General features: G+C 43.1%; 13 protein-coding genes. 10 read left to right on the forward strand and 3 right to left on the reverse strand.

Annotated features, from left to right (window positions below):
• Positions 1 to 535: 535 nt before the first annotated feature.
• Positions 536 to 1429, reverse strand: coding sequence for an SDR family oxidoreductase (locus tag H3V00_RS07535; RefSeq protein WP_084551662.1), 894 nt, complete (start codon positions 1427 to 1429; stop codon positions 536 to 538).
• A 187-nt stretch (positions 1430 to 1616) separates the two neighbouring features.
• Positions 1617 to 3017, reverse strand: a complete 1401-nt coding sequence (locus tag H3V00_RS07540) for an OmpP1/FadL family transporter (RefSeq protein ID WP_172396997.1) — start codon at positions 3015 to 3017, stop codon at positions 1617 to 1619.
• Between the two features lie 670 nt (positions 3018 to 3687).
• Between H3V00_RS07540 and H3V00_RS07545 the strand changes: the two genes are divergently transcribed.
• The 10 genes from H3V00_RS07545 to H3V00_RS07590 all read left to right on the forward strand — a co-directional run bounded on the left by H3V00_RS07545 (position 3688) and on the right by H3V00_RS07590 (position 14878).
• The gene (locus H3V00_RS07545) at positions 3688 to 4212 is read left to right on the forward strand and encodes a hypothetical protein (RefSeq protein WP_025331761.1); all 525 of its coding nucleotides are present in this window, start codon (positions 3688 to 3690) and stop codon (positions 4210 to 4212) included.
• An 87-nt stretch (positions 4213 to 4299) separates the two neighbouring features.
• Positions 4300 to 5379, forward strand: coding sequence for an iron-sulfur cluster carrier protein ApbC (apbC, locus tag H3V00_RS07550; RefSeq protein WP_037393749.1), 1080 nt, complete (start codon positions 4300 to 4302; stop codon positions 5377 to 5379).
• 162 nt (positions 5380 to 5541) lie between these two features.
• Positions 5542 to 7269, forward strand: coding sequence for a biotin--[acetyl-CoA-carboxylase] ligase (locus H3V00_RS07555; protein WP_198207365.1), 1728 nt, complete (start codon positions 5542 to 5544; stop codon positions 7267 to 7269).
• A complete protein-coding gene (locus H3V00_RS07560) occupies positions 7266 to 8075 on the forward strand; it encodes a hypothetical protein (protein WP_198207367.1) in 810 nt (269 codons plus the stop codon). Before H3V00_RS07555 ends, H3V00_RS07560 begins: the two co-directional genes overlap by 4 nt.
• Positions 8076 to 8101: 26 nt before the next feature.
• The gene (locus H3V00_RS07565; RefSeq protein WP_198207369.1) at positions 8102 to 9577 is read left to right on the forward strand and encodes a lipopolysaccharide biosynthesis protein; all 1476 of its coding nucleotides are present in this window, start codon (positions 8102 to 8104) and stop codon (positions 9575 to 9577) included.
• Positions 9574 to 10329: a glycosyltransferase family 32 protein gene (locus tag H3V00_RS07570; RefSeq protein WP_084551670.1), complete on the forward strand. Its 756-nt coding sequence runs from the start codon at positions 9574 to 9576 to the stop codon at positions 10327 to 10329. The genes H3V00_RS07565 and H3V00_RS07570 overlap by 4 nt, the downstream gene beginning before the upstream one ends.
• A complete protein-coding gene (locus tag H3V00_RS07575) occupies positions 10326 to 11417 on the forward strand; it encodes a stealth family protein (RefSeq protein ID WP_198207371.1) in 1092 nt (363 codons plus the stop codon). The genes H3V00_RS07570 and H3V00_RS07575 overlap by 4 nt, the downstream gene beginning before the upstream one ends.
• A gap of 144 nt (positions 11418 to 11561) precedes the next feature.
• Positions 11562 to 12383 carry a glycosyltransferase gene (locus H3V00_RS07580; RefSeq protein ID WP_198207373.1) on the forward strand — a complete coding sequence of 274 codons (822 nt, stop codon included), beginning with the start codon at positions 11562 to 11564 and terminating at the stop codon, positions 12381 to 12383.
• A gap of 9 nt (positions 12384 to 12392) precedes the next feature.
• Positions 12393 to 13631 (forward strand): sugar transferase, encoded by a 1239-nt coding sequence (locus H3V00_RS07585; protein WP_051506515.1) that lies wholly within the window; start codon positions 12393 to 12395, stop codon positions 13629 to 13631.
• A gap of 380 nt (positions 13632 to 14011) precedes the next feature.
• Complete coding sequence (locus H3V00_RS07590; RefSeq protein ID WP_198207375.1) at positions 14012 to 14878, forward strand: permease; 867 nt, start codon at positions 14012 to 14014, stop codon at positions 14876 to 14878.
• A 230-nt stretch (positions 14879 to 15108) separates the two neighbouring features.
• Here H3V00_RS07590 and H3V00_RS07595 read toward each other — a convergent pair whose 3' ends face one another.
• Positions 15109 to 17973, reverse strand: coding sequence for a hypothetical protein (locus tag H3V00_RS07595; protein WP_198207377.1), 2865 nt, complete (start codon positions 17971 to 17973; stop codon positions 15109 to 15111).
• Between the last annotated feature and the right edge of the window lie 185 nt (positions 17974 to 18158).

The following is an 18158-nucleotide window of genomic DNA, read 5'->3' on the forward strand; positions in this document are numbered from 1 at the left end:
AAGCTGTTGTAAACAACCTGAAATAGCCATTTAATTTATAAAATATTTATAAAATTTAACTTATTTTCACTATTTATTTTTATTTTTACAGCTACATACCCATAATTTTATCAGTTAGTTATCCATGTAAAACATAACTATTCGCATTTATTATCGGAGCAGAATATACCAATAAAATAAATACTGCTTAGTATCAAAATTTATGAAAATAAAATAGTTTACCTGAAAGATAGGCAATGTCCGGAACTTCAATATTGAAGCAATTTGTTTAATACAAGGCTAATACAGTCAATTAGTAGTTATTTACAGATACAGGGTAATACTCCTGACCAGAATACAAGAATCATACCGGATGACTTTTGAAAATGATGACTACAGCCTGTCAAATAAATACTGGCTGGTCAGAAGAAAGCAGAAAATCCGTCTGTAATTAACAAAAATCCGTACCGGAATTTAAGCTCTCCGGCTGATAAACAATCAGAGCGGAAAAAAATTTCGGTACGGATTAATACAGATTACAGTTTAAAGTACTGGCTTACAGCACAATACCACCAGTTACTCCGTATACCTGTGCTGTCACATAGCTGGATTCTTCAGACATTAAGAAAACATAGGTAGATGCAAGTTCGGCAGGCTGTCCGGCACGACCAAGTACTGATTCACTCTGACCGAATTTCGGAATAGCTTCAGGAGGCTGACCACCGGTAATTTCCAGTGCAGTCCAGATTGGACCCGGAGCCACAGAATTAACCCGGATACCTTTGGCGGCAACCTGTTTAGCCAACGCCTGAGTAAAAGCCACAATTCCGGCTTTAGTAGTGGCATAGTCGACCAGATTCGGGCTAGGCTGATATGCCTGTACAGAGCTGGTCGTCACAATAGTGGCACCGGCTGGCAAGTGCGGCATAGCAGCCTGAATCACCCAGAACAGGGAAAAAATATTCACTTCAAAAGTCTTTTTCAACTGTTCAGTGCTGATATCACAGAAACGCTCTACCGCAGTCTGCTTACCAGCCACTAAAGTCAAACCATCAAGGCCGCCCAGCTCAGTATGAGCTTTTTCAACCAGCTGTTTGCAAAAATGCTCGTCACTCAAATCACCGGGTATGCACACCACCTTACGGCCGGCTTCCTGTGCCAGAGCAGCAACCTGTTTGGCATCCTCTTCTTCAGCTGGCAAATAATTAATGGCCAGATCGGCACCTTCGCGTGCATAAGCGATAGCAGCAGCACGACCAATACCTGAATCGGCACCAGTTACCAGAATTTTACGGCCGTGCAAACGACCATGACCTTCATAGCTTCTTTCACCGCAATCCGGCACCGGATCCATTCTGCTCTGCAAGCCCGGTGCAGGCTGATGCTGTTTAGAAAAATCCTGATGGTAGTACTTGGTTCTTGGATCTTGTAAACCTTCTTGATGCTTCATAATACATCTCCTTGTTTAACAATGCTTTATCCAAAATGGAACAGCTGAACCATCATACGACAGATTAGTACACAACAAAGAAAAGTATCTGTAATTTATGTCAATATTCTAGTTAAAGTTTATTAATCTCAATGGCTTAAAAAAACAATAATCAAACAATGACATCAAGCAGCCATCCGGACAGATTTCAGAACCGGTAAGTATACGAAACACCGGCAATATGCGCATTCGAACGATAATCGGCTTCACCGCGCACATTGCTTGATACATGTGTTCCTTCATCCTGCTGATTCATATGTGTATGCTGAATATGCAGATAAGCATACGATACCGCTACCGTATTCTTTTTATCCACATCATACTTAAATCCGGCACCAAACAGCCAGCGGTTACCATCAGGAATAGTAGACAGACGCGAAGAAGCACTGCGTACTGGCGACTGGTCATAATTCACGCCGAAACGCCACTGCAAATGCGGATTCTGCTGATAGGAAGCACCCACGCCAACCGCATAAGTATCACGCCAGTTTGTGGCAATATGAGTGGTATTCGAAGTAGCACCATGTACCGGATCAATTGCCTTATCATTCTCAAATTTAATATCCAGAGCATGCAGACGTGAAGAACGCGTCCAGCTCACATTACTGAAAACATTCCACTGCGGATTGACCTTCCACATACCGTGTACAGATACTACTTCCGGCGTAGTAATCTGTACCTGTGCACCTTCCAGAGCCTTAAAGCCAAACTGCTCAAACAGCGGAGCATAGTTTTCTGCAAATTTGCCCATAGGTTTCCAGCGCGCAGTACCGTGCAAATGCTGATTAATCTTCGAACGATAGCTCACACCTACCCGGACATCATCATTAATGTCCCATAACCAGCCGGCATTAAAACCATAGCCCCAGTCATTACCCTTGACTGTTGCGCGTGCATCAAATGCGCCCGGAGCTTTCTGATGTAATACAGATTGCGGTATTCCCGACTGTGCACTGCCTACCGGCGTAAAATCCGCATATTTCTGTACTTCTGCATGCAGGTATTGCGCAATCAGCCCCACACCCAGTGAATGTCTGTCATTAATTTTATAGGCAACAGCCGGATTAATATTCAATGCCTTTACGTTGGTTTTATTCACGTTATAGCGCAATACTGAATCAGAACTGTCATTGGTTCTGGCCGCATACGGAATATATACCCCAAGTCCCATACCCCATCTGTCGTTCAGGCGATGGGAAAAATACAGCTGCGGCACCAGTTGCGCAGTATTGGCAATATTGCCATGCTCAGGTCCCTGTACAGCCGCACCGTCTGAAAATGTCCCACGGGCATTACTGTATTTAATATCGGGCTTAATCACAAACAGATTAGTATCAAGCTGGGTGCCATCCAGATACGTCAATCCGGCAGGATTATTGACAATTGTTGCCGCATCGGCCGCTTCAGCAGCAGCTGCATTACCGGTTCCAACAGCTGTTACCGACTGTAATCCCAAATGATATCCTGAAGCATATACAGGAGAAACAACTACCGCAGTACTGATTAACACCGCACTTATTTTCATCACAACTGGCAAATGTCTTGTCATTGTGTTTTTTCTCAAACGCATAAAATAAAAAAGACCTTAATTAAAGGTCAGAAAATAAATAAAAATATTCAGTAAAATTTCAAATTAGCAAAATTTGAGTGTTTATTCTAACTTAAAAAGATAAATAATGCTGATAGATAATCTTTACAATTATTCAAATAGATTAAATTTTTTTATAATTGAATACAATTAATCTTCATCCAAATTGCATAAAAAATGCAAATAAAAATTATTATTTTTCAAAGATATAATATTACCGATATCAGAGATATGCACTGATAAAAACCGGACAGACAAACAAGAGAACTAAACGCATAATAAATTAAATAACAACAAAATTGTATTATTCAGAATGAATTTGAAACATGTTTGCCCGATATCATGTTCAGTTTGCTTATACATGACTGACCATTATTTCTGGCTGGTAAGCAAACCACAGATAAACAGATAACTAATGATTACCTGAAAATGAATACCATCCATTCCGCTGTGCCTCACACCAGCGTTTCATTATTCTGCCGTCAAAATTTGCCCGATTTTGCAATTATTAATTATTTTTTATATAGCAGATTCAGCATTTATTAGCAAAAATATCCGGCTGCCAGCCATTTACAGTAACCAGTGCCAGTGGTTACACTGTCGTATTATTGATTTCCACGGCAGCATAACAATGTTTCAACGTTTGAAACGTACCTGGCCACTATTACTGTTATGGCTGGATCTGATTTACAGTTTCATACTGAATATTGTTGCCAGTATTTCAATGGAACAGACGCCAGTACCGCGCAACAGTTTACCGGTATCACCGGATATTGCCTTTAGCTGGTTACAGGTAATCGCCAACGGCGGTATGGTATTCATTCTCAGTCTGGCTTTCCGTACCCTGCTACAGTTAAACCGCGCAGTACAGCAACAGCAGATATGGCCTCTGACATTGCTCAGAACAGCTGCGCTGCTGATTGTACTGGCATTTAGTTTACCTGCATGGTGGCAATGGTCATGGGCATTATGGTCACTTGCACACGGACAGCTGGTTATAGACTGGCATAATCTGCATTATCTCATCGTTTCCATACTGTTACTTTATCCTGCTCCGCTGTGTCTGCGTTTACTCTGGATCCGCAGCAGGCAGCAGCACAGCAAAGCTGACTCCGGCAGCTCTGCTGAATCTGAAAACACCCAGCCGCCAACCTGATTATTCACTACCGTCTTAAGCAAATACTGGCTGCAGACCAAATAGGGTAAAATATGCGCCGGAAATACAGTTGCGGACTTAATTTGCATGAACACACAATCCATTACCGCCTTACTTAACACAATATCCATTCCGGACAGTAACCGTACACTGGGCAGTGAAAAAGCCCTGAGTAATGTTACCGTCGCCAGTGACGGCATTCATCTGGATCTTACTTTTCCCTATCCGGTTGCCCATCTGATTGACGAACTGCAACAGCGTATTGATCAGGCCATTACCACTGAATTCGGTGACACACCATTATTTGTTCAGGTACAACTGGCGATAGGCAAACATAAAGTGCAGCCCGGTGTGCAAACCATTGCCGGCGTCAAAAATATTATTGCGGTTGCCTCAGGTAAAGGCGGTGTGGGCAAATCGACTACCAGTGCTAATCTGGCAATTGCCCTGAGCCGCATGGGTGCCCGTGTCGGCGTCCTTGATGCTGATATTTACGGCCCCAGCCAGCCTACCATGCTCGGTGTCGCCGGCCTTGAACCACGTCAGCATCAAGATAAACTGATTCCGGTCATGGCTGCCGGTGAAATTCAAGTGATGTCCGTTGGTTTTCTGGTTGATACTGATCAGGCAGTTATCTGGCGCGGCCCGATGGTTAGTCAGGCTTTACAGCAGCTTCTGTTTCAGAGCCAGTGGGATGATGTCGATTATCTGATTATCGACTTACCCCCCGGTACAGGCGATATCCAGCTGACACTGGCACAGAAAATTCCGGTTACCGGTGCGGTTGTAGTGACCACACCGCAGGATATAGCACTGATTGATGCGCGCAAAGCAGTCAATATGTTCCAGAAAGTCAATATTCCCATTTTCGGCGTACTTGAAAACATGTCGGTGCATATCTGCTCTAACTGCGGCCATACCGAATCTATTTTCGGACAGAATGGCGGTAAACAGCTTGCTGATAAACTCGGTGTTCCCCTGCTGGGTCAGCTACCGTTAACAATGGCTGTACGTGAGGCCATGGATAACGGTACCGCCGGCATACTGGCAGAGCAGCAGCCGCAAATAGCCGGCTTGTATGAACAGGCTGCATGGCAGCTGGTGCAGGCACTGGCAGATCAGGGTAAAGACTATAGCCGGCGTTTCCCCAAAATTGTGGTCGAATAAACCTGCACAGCCAAATACATTTACCGAACCATGCGATAATATTCACAACGGTTGTGACTGCACGGCCGTTTTAACAGCCTGTCTGCATCCGGCGCAGCCGTCAGACACAGCAAATTGAATTTAACCTGTTGTAACCAATGACACCCTTGGTGATGCCATTTTATGAACACACCGTTTTGGCCGTTACTGGCCTTGCTTGCCGATGGTCTGGCACATGAAGTCCAGACACTGGCAGGCATTCTGAATAAAAAAATACCGCAGCTCAATGCAGCATGGCAGGATATGCCTGCCCATATCCAGAATCTGCTGCGTCAGCGCAATGGTGTCTGGCAGCTAACTAAAACTCTGGCATTAATACCGGAACACATCTTCAATACCAGTGCCCGTCAGTACGGGTTTAATCCGCAGCTGCTGGAGCAGACCACATCGACCAATAGCGTCCTGCTGGAGCAATTGCGCTATGCACCGGTAAATACAGTGCCGCAAATCTGTCTGGCTTATGAGCAGACTGCCGGACGCGGACGTCAGGGCAAATCATGGCAAAACCGTATCGGTGACTGCCTTATGTTCAGCCTGAGCTGGTCATTTAAGCGGCCTCAGGCAGAGCTTGGCGGTCTGGCGCTGGTAGTAGCGCTGGCTGTCGCACAAACTTTACGCGAACTCGGTGTAGCGGCACAAATTAAATGGCCGAATGATCTGATGCTGGATAAAAACAAACTTGGCGGCATCCTGATTGAAACCATAGCGCAACAGAATCAGACCACTGCTGTTATCGGTATCGGCATCAATTTCAGCCTGCCCGATCAGGTAGGCACAGCCGCAGCTATTCTGTCTCTTCTGCCACATGCACAGGTAACACAGATTTTTCAGGGTGTTCTGGCCAAACTGGCACAATATCTGCCTCTGTTTGACCAGACCGGGCTAGATCCGTTTCTTAATGATTACAACCAGCTGCATCGGGATCAGGGTCAAATAGTCCATCTCTTGGCCAACGGCAAGACCATTGCCGAAGGTACCGTTAACGGGATTGCAGCATCGGGGGCTTTATTGCTGCAAACTGCCGACGGAGAACGCAGTTTTGTCACCGGTGAAATCAGCCTGCGCCCGGGGACTGCACAGAATCAGGTACAAGCCAATAATAGAAAACGTTACCTGTTGCTGGATGCCGGCAACAGCAAACTCAAATGGGCATGGGTAGAAAACGGCTGCATACTGGGTTATGGCAAAGCAGCCTACTACGACCTGAAGCCCCTGATACAGGACTGGACCAGACAAGGAGCCGGCGTACAGCGCATTATCGGCTGTGCTGTCTGCGGAGAAGCCCGCCAGCAGCAAATCGCTGGTATTCTGCCTCTGCCAGTACAGTGGCTGCCTTCCATGCCGGAAGCACTCGGCATCTCCAATCATTACCGCAATCCGGCCGAACATGGTGCCGACCGCTGGTTTAACCTCATTGGCAGCCGGCGCTACAGCCGTCAGGCCTGTGTCGTAGTCAGCTGTGGTACAGCCGTCACAGTAGATGCCCTTACCGACACCAACCATTATCTTGGTGGCAGTATCCTGCCGGGTTTTTATTTAATGAAAGAGGCATTATCCCGGCGCACTGCTAACCTTAACCGGCCGCTGGGCAAACCATACGCTTTTGCCACCACCACCCCGAATGCCATGGCCAGCGGCATTATGGACGCAGTCTGCGGGGCTATTGTGCTGATGCATGCGCGCCTGCAACAGAAAATCGGTGCCGGCAAACCTGTCGACATTATTATTACCGGCGGTGGTGCCAATAAAGTGGCTCAGGCACTCCCTAATACATTTGTCTTAGACAACCGCATTGAAATTGTGGATAATTTAGTGATTTACGGTTTACTAAACTGGGTTGAATACGCATGAAATGGCTGTTTGCAATTTTGGTAGCGCTCAATATCATTGTTTTTGGCAGCATGATAGCAGGGAAACTGGTACATAGTAATTCTGGTGCACCTGCTGCAGCCAGTGCGGCCAGCCCTGAAACAGAAGCTGTTGCACCAGCCAGTCCGGACATCAGTGTACGGCAGGCAACAGAAACTGAAACTGTTGCCAGCAGCAATACAACAGCGGCTAAAGCTGCCAGCAAAACAGAAACCACTGCTGCGCCCAAAACAACTACTGCCGCTACTACTAATGCTTCCGACAACACTGACAAACAGCCTGCTGCTCCGGCCAATACCTGTACTGCCACTGTTACCCTGCCGGAAGACGATTTTCATCGTATCAAAGGCCTGCTTACTCACTGGCCGTTTACCACCAGCCGCTTTATAGAACAGGTCAGCGCTCCGGTCAAAACCCGTCAGACAGCTGCTCCTACCCGCTACATGGTTGCCCTCTCTTCCGGTAATGACAGCAGTATACGTGCCCGTCTGCAGGAACAGGGATTTGACTACGGTGTTAATCAGGGTAAAGTCAGCCTTGGCGTATTTAACCGCCGGGAAGATGCAGAAGGCCTGATGGCACGTGCCAAAATGCAGGGATTCAGTGACGCCTTTATCACCACATTGGGCGGTAGCAGCGACAGTGACAGCCAGTCATCCGGCAGTTCCGCTACCAGCATTGCCAAAATGCGCGTTGTATTCAGTGGTGTAGACAACTCAGCTATGCAGGACATCAACGCCATTACCGGTCGTTACGGCCGGATGCAGCGTAGTGGTAAATGTCATTAAGCCGGCACCTATCCGCTTAAATATTCATGAGTACCCGTGCAGTTATCCTGAAAAACATATCCGCTAATCTGCTGCTGCAACTGATAACTGCACTGGGCGGATTTATCCTGCCGCCGTTAATTGTTGTAACCTATGGTTCAGCAACCAACGGTATGCTGGCCTCTATCAAACAGTTTATTGCCTACCTGACTTTACTGGAGGCTGGCATCGGTGCAGCTGCCGTCGTAGCCCTTTATCAGGCGCTGACTGCACAGGATAACCAGCTGCGTAACCGCATTCTTGCAGCCGCCCATCACTTTTACCGCATCTCCGGCTGGCTGTTTGCCGTCGCATTACTGATACTGGCTATCCTGTTTGCCTGGCTTACCCACACCGAAATCAGTGCCAGCCTTACCTTTTACATGGTACTGATAATGGGTGCCGTGAATATTCTGGATTTTTTCTTTTTCGGCAGCTACCGTGCCTTACTTACTGCCGACCAGAAAACCTATATCATCTCCGCCATTCAGGCAGGCAGCATCTTCGTTAACATCGTCGTATGCTACTGGCTGATTCGTAACGGCTATAGTATTCTGACTGTTCAGTTTATCTCTACCCTGATACAGGCGAGTAAATTTCTGTTGTACCGTCACTATGTAAAACACTACTATCACAATCTGAACCAGCATTACGACAAACATAACGCGTATAAGCTGCAACAAACATGGGATGCCCTTACCCATCAGCTAACCGGTCTGCTGATATTCAGCTCACCGCTGGTACTGATTACTTTTTTCCTGTCCCTGAAAGACGCCAGCATCTATGCCGTTTATGCGTTGATTTTCGGCGCCATCAAAATGGCCTTGCAATCACTGTCACAAGGCATGCAGGCTATTTTCGGTCATAGCCTTACTACAGATATCCAGCGTACCCGTCAGAATTTCTGCCGCTATAATCGTCTCTTTATGTGCTTTCTGGGCTGGGTCTATACATGCACCGGCCTGTTGCTGGCACCCTTTATTCAGCTTTATACCCGTAATATGACCGATGCCAACTACCATCAGCCCGTGCTGGCTGCCCTGTTTTTACTGGTGGGCATTATTGAAAACAGCCGTATTCCGAGTATGACCATGATCATGGCAGCCGGTCGCTACAAAGACACCAAACCACAGGCACTGATCGAAGCTGCTCTGAACATTACCTGCTCAGTATGCTTTATACAGATATGGGGCAGTGCCGGCATTTTACTTGCAGCACTGATATCATTTCTTTACCGCAGCAGTGAAATGGTGCATTACACCAGCAAACACATTCTGTCCCTGCCCTGCACCCGTACCTATCTGCTGTGGCTGACAGTTTTTGCTACCATCGCCATTATCCTCACTATTGGCTGGCATCCGGTAAATAGTATCAGTGTACATACCTTTATCGATTGGATTAAACTTGGCTTTATTACCGGTCTGAGCACCGCCATACCCTTTGGCATCCTGTTAATTCTGATTTATCGCCGGCCTGCCCAATGATACCCAAACTGATTCACTATTGCTGGTTCGGACCTCAGCCACTGCCTGCCGCCACCCAACAATATATTGCCAGCTGGCGCCAGTTTCTGCCCGATTACCAAATTCAGCTGTGGAACGAACACAATTTTGACTATCAGGCTAACGCTTACACCCGTTCAGCCTATGCTGCCGGTAAATATGCCTTTGTAGCCGATGTCTGCCGTATTCAGGCACTTTATCAGCATGGCGGCATCTATCTGGATACCGATGTACAGATGATTGCCTCATTCGACCCGTTTCTGCACCATCACTGCTTCACCGGTTTCGAACAGGGTATGAATCCCTATACCCGCGAGCTTACCTGTAACCCTCAGGCCGGCGTAATGGGTTGTGAAGCCGGAAGCATTCTTATGCATGATATCTGGCAACAGTATCAGAATCTTGAATTCAACCCGCAGCAGCTTATTACCATCAACCAGTTATTTAAACAAATATACCAAAAGCATGGAATTATCCTTAACGATCAGCGGCAGGAAATTCCCGGCTATGTCTGCGTTTATCCAAGTGATTACTTTATGGCCAAAAATGCCTATACCCATGAACTGAACCGTACTGCTAATACTGTCTGCATTCATCACTACGACGGTACATGGCTTAATGACAGTAAAGGCGTCAACCGACTCAAACGCAGAATCCTGAATACTCTGCGTACTACACTTGGCGCCCGTAACAGTCAGAAACTGATAGCGCTGCTCAAACGGAAAAACCGATGAACACCAGTACTGACAATACCCCGATTGATTTTGTTCTGCCATGGGTAGACAACAGCGATCCGGACTGGCTGGCTGCAAAAAACCACTATCAGCCACAACATCAGGGACACAGTGACGCGACCAGTAATAACCGTTATCAGGATTTCGGCACCCTGCGTTATGTACTGCGCTCCATTGAAAAAAACTGCCCGTGGTATCACAAAATTTACCTGATAACCGCCGATCAGCATCCGCCATGGCTGAAAACCAGTAATCCGAAAATAGAAATTGTCAGCCACCGGCAACTGTTTATCCACCCGCAGAATCTGCCAGTATTCAATTCCTCAGCTATCGAAATGAATTTGGTTAACCTTAAAGGCCTGAGTGAACAATTTGTTTATCTTAACGACGACACCGTTATTCTGCGTCCTGTCCTGCGTGAGCGGCTGTTTCAGCACGGGCTACCGGTAGACTTTCTCTGTCATGGCTGGCTAAAGCGCGGCAGCCTGTTTCGCCGTCTGCGCGGCCGCAACAGCTGGGTAGATGCACTGAATAACAATATTGCCCTGATTAACCGCCTGTATCAGCCGGCCTCACTGAATAAACAGCAATTATTTGCCCATAGCTACAGTGTGCGTGAAAAATTCAGCAATTTCCTGCTCAAATACCTTTACCGCCATTATTTCTGGTTTGCTCACTGGCATCTGCCCCAGCCTTACACCCGCAGTACCCTGCAACAGGTTTATCAGCACTTCGAACCGGAAATACTTGCCAGCACCGCAAACCGCTTCCGCGCCAGTAACGATCTCACCATCTACCTCAATCGCTACTGGCAACTCGCCAGCGGTGCATTCATACCCCAAAAACACAACGACGGCTTCGTGCGCAACATCAGCAACATCACCGAGCTGAATAACGCTATCCATTATCTGCATCACCACCCGGAAATCCGTTTTGTCTGTCTCAACGATACCTGCACCAGCAACAACAGCACCGAACTGGCACAACTGCACGCTGCTCAAAGTGCATTTTACGAGCACTACCTGCCCGATCCGGCCTCATTTGAGCAAAACAGCCAGCAGCCATCATCACAGTATAAATCGATATAAATGTAAAAAAATCAGCAACTATCTTTGATGTAACAGCATAAACCTGCACCCGCTGTCATCCGGGAGGCACCTGCCTGCATTGTTGCGATATAATAAACAAATCTTGACAAACTATTAGCATAGGCATCCATCACTGCCACAACCATGAAAACGCGCCCTTTTTCCGTTCTGCTTTCCTTATATGCACAGGAACATCCCGACTGGCTCAGCGCCTGTCTGGAAAGCCTGTGTACGCATAGCATACAGGCCGACGAAATCATCATGGTACTGGATGGTGCCGTAGGTACTGAACTGCATAGCGTACTGAACAGCTATCAGACCCGGCTGCCTCTGAAAATCGTCCCCCTGCCGCAGCACGTCGGTCTCGGACATGCCCTTAATGCCGGACTGGAACACTGCCGGCATGAATGGATATTGCGCATGGATACTGACGACATCTGCGCACCCGGCCGGTTTGAATACCAGTGGGCATATATCCTGGAAAACCCCGATATCGCCCTGTTCAGCGGGCAGATAGCTGAATTCAGCACAACCCCTGAACTAAGCGGCACAGTCAGGCAGGTACCTCTTACAGACACTGCTATCCGCCATTATGCTCAGTGGCGCAACCCGATTAATCACATGGCTGCGGCCTACCGTAAAAGTGCGGTACAGGCAGTAGGCGGCTATCAGCATCACCAGTGGATGGAAGATTACAACCTGTGGCTGCGACTGCTGGCGGCCGGCTATCAGGCAGCAAACCTACCGGAAACCCTCGTATATGCCCGTGCCGGTCACAACATGCATGCCCGCCGGCGCGGGCTGCGCTACCTTCGCAGCGAATGGCAGCTGCTGCGTCTTAAACACCGCCTCAAAAGCCAACCATTACTGCCGGCACTAAGCTGTTTTGCCCTGCGCGGCAGCAGCCGTCTGCTGCCCACCAGCCTACTGGGCAACCTCTACCAACATTTGCGCCTGAACAAATAAAAAACAATTATGCGAAGTTTACTGTCCTATAAAAGCCGTCTTTTCTTTGGAACCCTGCTGGTAATGCTACTGCCACTGGCCATCATGGAGCCTATTAAAGGCTTTGCCCAGGGACGTGCTGCTTTCATCACCAGCATAATTCTTGCCGGTATTGCCCATATTCTGACAACCAAATCTTTATCCGTATTCAGCAACTTTCCCGGCAGAAAATCCGCAGTGATTGCTCTGCCGCATGCTTTCTTCTGGTTTTTTGGTATGTGGATGACGGCCAAATTCTTTAACCTGCCCTATACCGTATGGTTTTTATTCATGGCAGGCTGTCTGTCCCTGTTTCTGTGTATTTCTTATATCTATTACCGCAACAAATTCATAACAACCTACGCATACCTACCCTACGGACGTGCCAGCAACGCCGACCAGCTTCCCAATGTCAACTGGATAAAATTAACCAGCCCATGCCTGCCTGAGACCTCTGTCATTAACGGCATTGTTGCCGACCTGCACGAACCTGAGCTCGACAACCACTGGCAGAAATTTCTTGCCCGGCAAACCCTCAATGGCATGCCTGTCTACAATATTCGTCAGGTAGAAGAATTTCTTACCGGACGGGTTAAAATTCATCACCTATATGAAAATGATCTTGGTTCTTTGCTGCCTTCACCAACCTATGTATTGATTAAACGCGTATTCGACATCGTTCTTATCCTGCTATCCGCCCCTGTTACCCTGCCTGTAATGCTTATTACTGCCATTGCCATCAAACTTGAAAGCCCGGGTAACATCCTGTTCCGGCAAAACCGTGTAGGACGCAGCGGCAAAGAATTCTGTATTTATAAATTTCGCAGCATGTGCAGCGATTCAGAGAAAAACGGTGCCCGCATGGCGCAACTTGGGGATGCCCGCGTCACCCGTATCGGACACATCATCCGCAAAACCCGCATCGACGAACTGCCGCAGTTCTGGAACATCCTGAAAGGTGACATGAGCCTGATTGGTCCCCGCCCCGAGCAAAAAGTATTTGTCGACCAGTTTATTCAGGAAATTCCCTTTTATGACTACCGCCACATTGTCAAACCCGGTATTTCCGGCTGGGCACAAGTTACTCAGGGCTACGCTGCCGACACCGAACAAACCCAGATAAAAATCGAACATGATTTTTACTACATCAAACATTTTTCCTTCTCACTCGATATACTCATATTCTTCAAAACCCTCAAAACCATGCTCACCGGCTTCGGCGCACGCTAACCCAGCCATCCCCATACAAAACGCTACCAGTAAAATCTTACCGGTAGCGTTGCAAAACACTAACAAAAACCACATAGCACAACTGCCGATAAACAGAAATCTTTACACCTGACCAAAAGCAATAAAACACATAACAGATATCAAAATAGTGATAAATGATTGCTGAATTTATCTCCCCATTCCACGGCTGCACCAGTAACGCTGATTATCTGGCTCTAGAAAAAACTCAAATACCAAAATTTATCAGACACGGATAAAAATGATTAAACGTATTGTAAATATATAAATACCTTATCGAATAAATGCAGATGACTAATGATCTGAAAAAAGATAAGCTACAATGAACTATCACAAACCGATGCAATGCTCAGGGAGCCGGCATGACCCTGTTTCTACCCTTGATTTACCTGCTCTGTGGTCTGATCGCCGGCAAATTAACCCGGGATACAAAACCTGTTTTGTCTCTGCTACTGACAAAATTTATTATCCCTGTCGTAATTATCTATAATATAGCGACCAATTTCAGCAATATGGGCGCGGTATTAATTACCACTATTGTCGTTATGAGCATAATGCTGCTTGCCGGTAAATTTCTCCGGATCAATCCGGTAAGCACCCTGTGTTTCAGCTATCTGAATATTGGCTGGCTCGGTCTTCCCATAGCAGCTTCACTCTTTGGTAATCAGGCTGCCGCAATATTTATATCTGCCTATATCGGCAGTTCTATTGTCGGTAACTCACTTGGGGCATGGCTGCTTACCGGCATCCGGTTCAATATCAGAAAACTGATTCAGATGCCTCCCGTCATTGCCCTTATTATTGGCTGCTTACTATTACCACTGGGTAAACAAATCCGCGAGCTGGATATAATTTATTCCCTCGCCAAATTTTTGATGAGCTTTCTTGGCATGGCTATTCTTGGTATGTGGCTGGCTAAAAGCAGAATTACACTGACCGACATCAGAAACACCATTCAGACCTTCCTGAAAAAAGCTGCGGCTTATTTCTGTATCCTATCCGCCCTGCTTGGCCTTGCCTGTCTGTGCCGGCAGAACCTTATTCTGGAAAATAGTGCCGCACTTTACTTATTTTGCCTACTTCCTCCGGCAGCCAATATCATTGTTCTTGAAACCCACTATCTGGGTACCGGTTACTCCGTTAAACCCATTTCCTGTGGTACTTGTATCAGCATTATAGCTATCGGCATCTATGCTACAGGTATTATGGCAATAAAATTAACTAATTAGTTTGAAATTGTTCAACCAACATACTTTCAGCCATTTCTTTTAGTAATTTGATAATATTTCTTTGTATTTATTATCATTTATTTTTTGATTCTTTATTATTACATCAAAGAGTTCACCTTTATATCTTTGTGTTTGTCATTAGAAACTCTTTTAAATCTTTAAATCTAACAGTTTTTCATTACTATGAATAGATTTAATCAGATACTCATTTATAGATTCATCCGTTTCTTTTATATGTCGTTATTTAGCAATTGACTAGAAAGCTGAATTCTCATCCGTATATAATTACTCTCAACCTTATCTAAATCTAAGTTAGTAATAGGGAATTGTAAATATCTTATATACTCATCCTTATGAGCATCAGAAATATCGTCATGATTTAACAAACACAGCACTTCTTTTTCGTTATCAGTTATTTTTTTATCACAACTGGCCAAGATTTGATGCAGGTAAACATTTATATCTCGTGCAATATAATTTGCCAAGGGAGAGTTACGTTCACCTTGAACACAAGTATAATTTTTATGAATAATATCCTGCTCATCTAAGGGAGGGTATTGTGTCGTTAACATCAGTTTAATGTTAGCAAAATTCAGCTGATATAATGATTTTTTATAAACTTCATTGAACAAGTCTTTATTTGCAGTTTCATAATTGATTTCTATAAATTTAATATCAAGAAATTTAAATTGTTCTATTAATTGTTCTACATCAGGGTCTACTATATTTAAATAATTACTGTTATTAGCAATATAATTATTGAGACAATTATCATATTCATTTATTTTTTTAATAGCTTCCTGAGATAAGCAATATAAAATCTTTAAAGACAAATCATAGAGTATATAATTAGGAACTAATTGACTAAATAACGCAATCTTAAAAAAATTTGGTGAATATTTACTTAAAAAATTTACAAATTTTTGTAAATTTTTTTCACTTAATTCGGGCCACAATACATTAATGAATTTTATATTACTTTTCATCGAGAATTGACATAAGATAGCTTTTAATTCTTCTGTATAGTTTTCTGAATAAGTTAATAGATAGTTAACTAAATCAACATTCATTATCTCCGGCTGTGAAAAATAATTTATCTGATGCTGAAGTTTTTCAATAATTAATTCAGGATTATTCAGTTTATATTCATACTCCTTCGCGCTTTCATCAGTAATACTACGCAGATAAGTTTTATCAGCTTTAGTCAAACTATTAGGATAAAAGTAAGATATATAATCAGCATAAGTTTCATCAATGTAGCCATTGCGAATTAGATATTTTAATAGTGAAAAATATAAACTATTTTTTATTTCTAAAGCTGTTTTATTATTTTCTATATTATTAGAATTACTCAAATATTTAAATGTTTTGTCAATATTGTTCTCCTTAAGGATATATTTAGCCTTTCTGCTTGTTAGTTTTAAGATTTCTTTCTGAATATTTTCTTTTTCTTTGTTTATTAATTCTATTTTCTTTTCATATTCTGATTGACAACCATTAAGTTCTAATTGCTCCTGCTTATCTAATTCTTCAACTTTTTCATTTGTTTTTTCTGAATCAGGAAAGTTAGATCTATCTTCTCGTTTCCTTCTATATTCATCTTTTATTTTTTTTGTAGATTTATGATAGTTATCCTGAACATTTTTAAGCTCTGATTTTTTCTTTATTTTATTTTCTAATAACTCATTTTTTGTTTTCTCAATCATTGAAAAAAAATTAGTAATAAATGAGCTATGATTAAATAAATAAAACACAAATCCCTGATTCTTCTGCAATAATGTAAAATCTAAAGGAAATATATTTTTATAAACAATCATTGCAAACATTTTATTAGCATTTAGCTCAGTATTGTTTATATTTGAATAATACATATGAAACTCATTACAGATGTTTTTTAGCAATCTCATATCATCAATATATAAAGATACTCCTTCTAAAAAACCATTTTCTATTTTATTACCATCAATATAGTTTTTTAAAAATGTTGTCAGTTTATTGTAGGAATTGAAACCATCTATAACAGGAACAACGGGAATCATAAAATCAAAAAATTTTGTTCTGTCTTTGGTGCAAAATATATCATCACGTAACAAATAGAAAAACCTTAATATTTTTGTTTCCTTTTTTTGATACTGTTTTAATTGATTATTCGTTAGCTTATTGATTTCCTGTAATCGTTCAAAAATAAGCACGTTATCAAACCGGTCAATATCCTCAAAAACAATTACATCTACATTAGCATTAACAAAAATATAGACAACCTCACTTAGATATTTATCAAAAAAAGACTCACTGGACTCTGTAAAAATTTCTATTTCATTACCCTGAAATTTCAGTTTTCTGAATATATTTTTATATTTTTGAATCTTAATAATATAGTAAAGGAATATTGCAAACAGACCCAGATTCCAGATAGCACTGCCCAGAAGAAATATCTTAGTTGTAAATCCCAGTAATAAATCTTTTAAGCCACTATACTCCAGGGACAAAACAAATTCTTTCCATGTTGCAGAAAATATAATATCCAGCATAAAGAGCAAGAAAATAATACTGCTTACTGTAATTGCCAATAAATCTCTTTTACTAGTAATTCTTTTAACAGCAAAATTGCTTTGTGGTATTTGTTCTGACGAAATCTGATAAATCAGCTGATTCAGAATTTTAGCTTCGAGGATTGATAATTCATTATTTTCATTTTTGGAATTTGCTTCTTTGTTCAAAACTTCAGATAAATGATTATTTTCTGTACGAAAATGAGCCAGTGATATATGCAGAAATTTTCTAACTGGTTTTCTATTCGTATTTGTAGTTTGAATAGAATTTTTATATGATTCAATCAGGCTGCTTTTACCTGAACCATATGCACCTGAAATTGCAATATTTCTAACATCATCATGTTGAAAAACATAATCAAAAGCTTTTTCACTTTCCTTTAAATCAATCTCGGTGTAGGGTGTTAACTTTTGATACTCATATTCTGCTTTTTCATTTTGTTCTGGCGATGACTTTGACTCATTACTTTTATTTTTATATTTAGCCTTGGGCAACCATCCATATATCTTTTTACACCATAATTTATACTTAACGTCAGACATATTGAATTATTTATACAGTTATACATTAATTTACATTTTAACAATTTAATACTGAAAATCAATATACTAAAAGATTTTTTTTACATACAATCCCATTTTGACAAAGAATCAATTCCGATATATTTCCAGTTAAGCTACGAAATTTTAAATTTAATATATATCAGCTACTGATTCTAATTCGAAAA

It is taken from the genome of Snodgrassella sp. W6238H11 (assembly GCF_016100525.1).
Classification (GTDB): Bacteria; Pseudomonadota; Gammaproteobacteria; order Burkholderiales; family Neisseriaceae; genus Snodgrassella; species Snodgrassella alvi.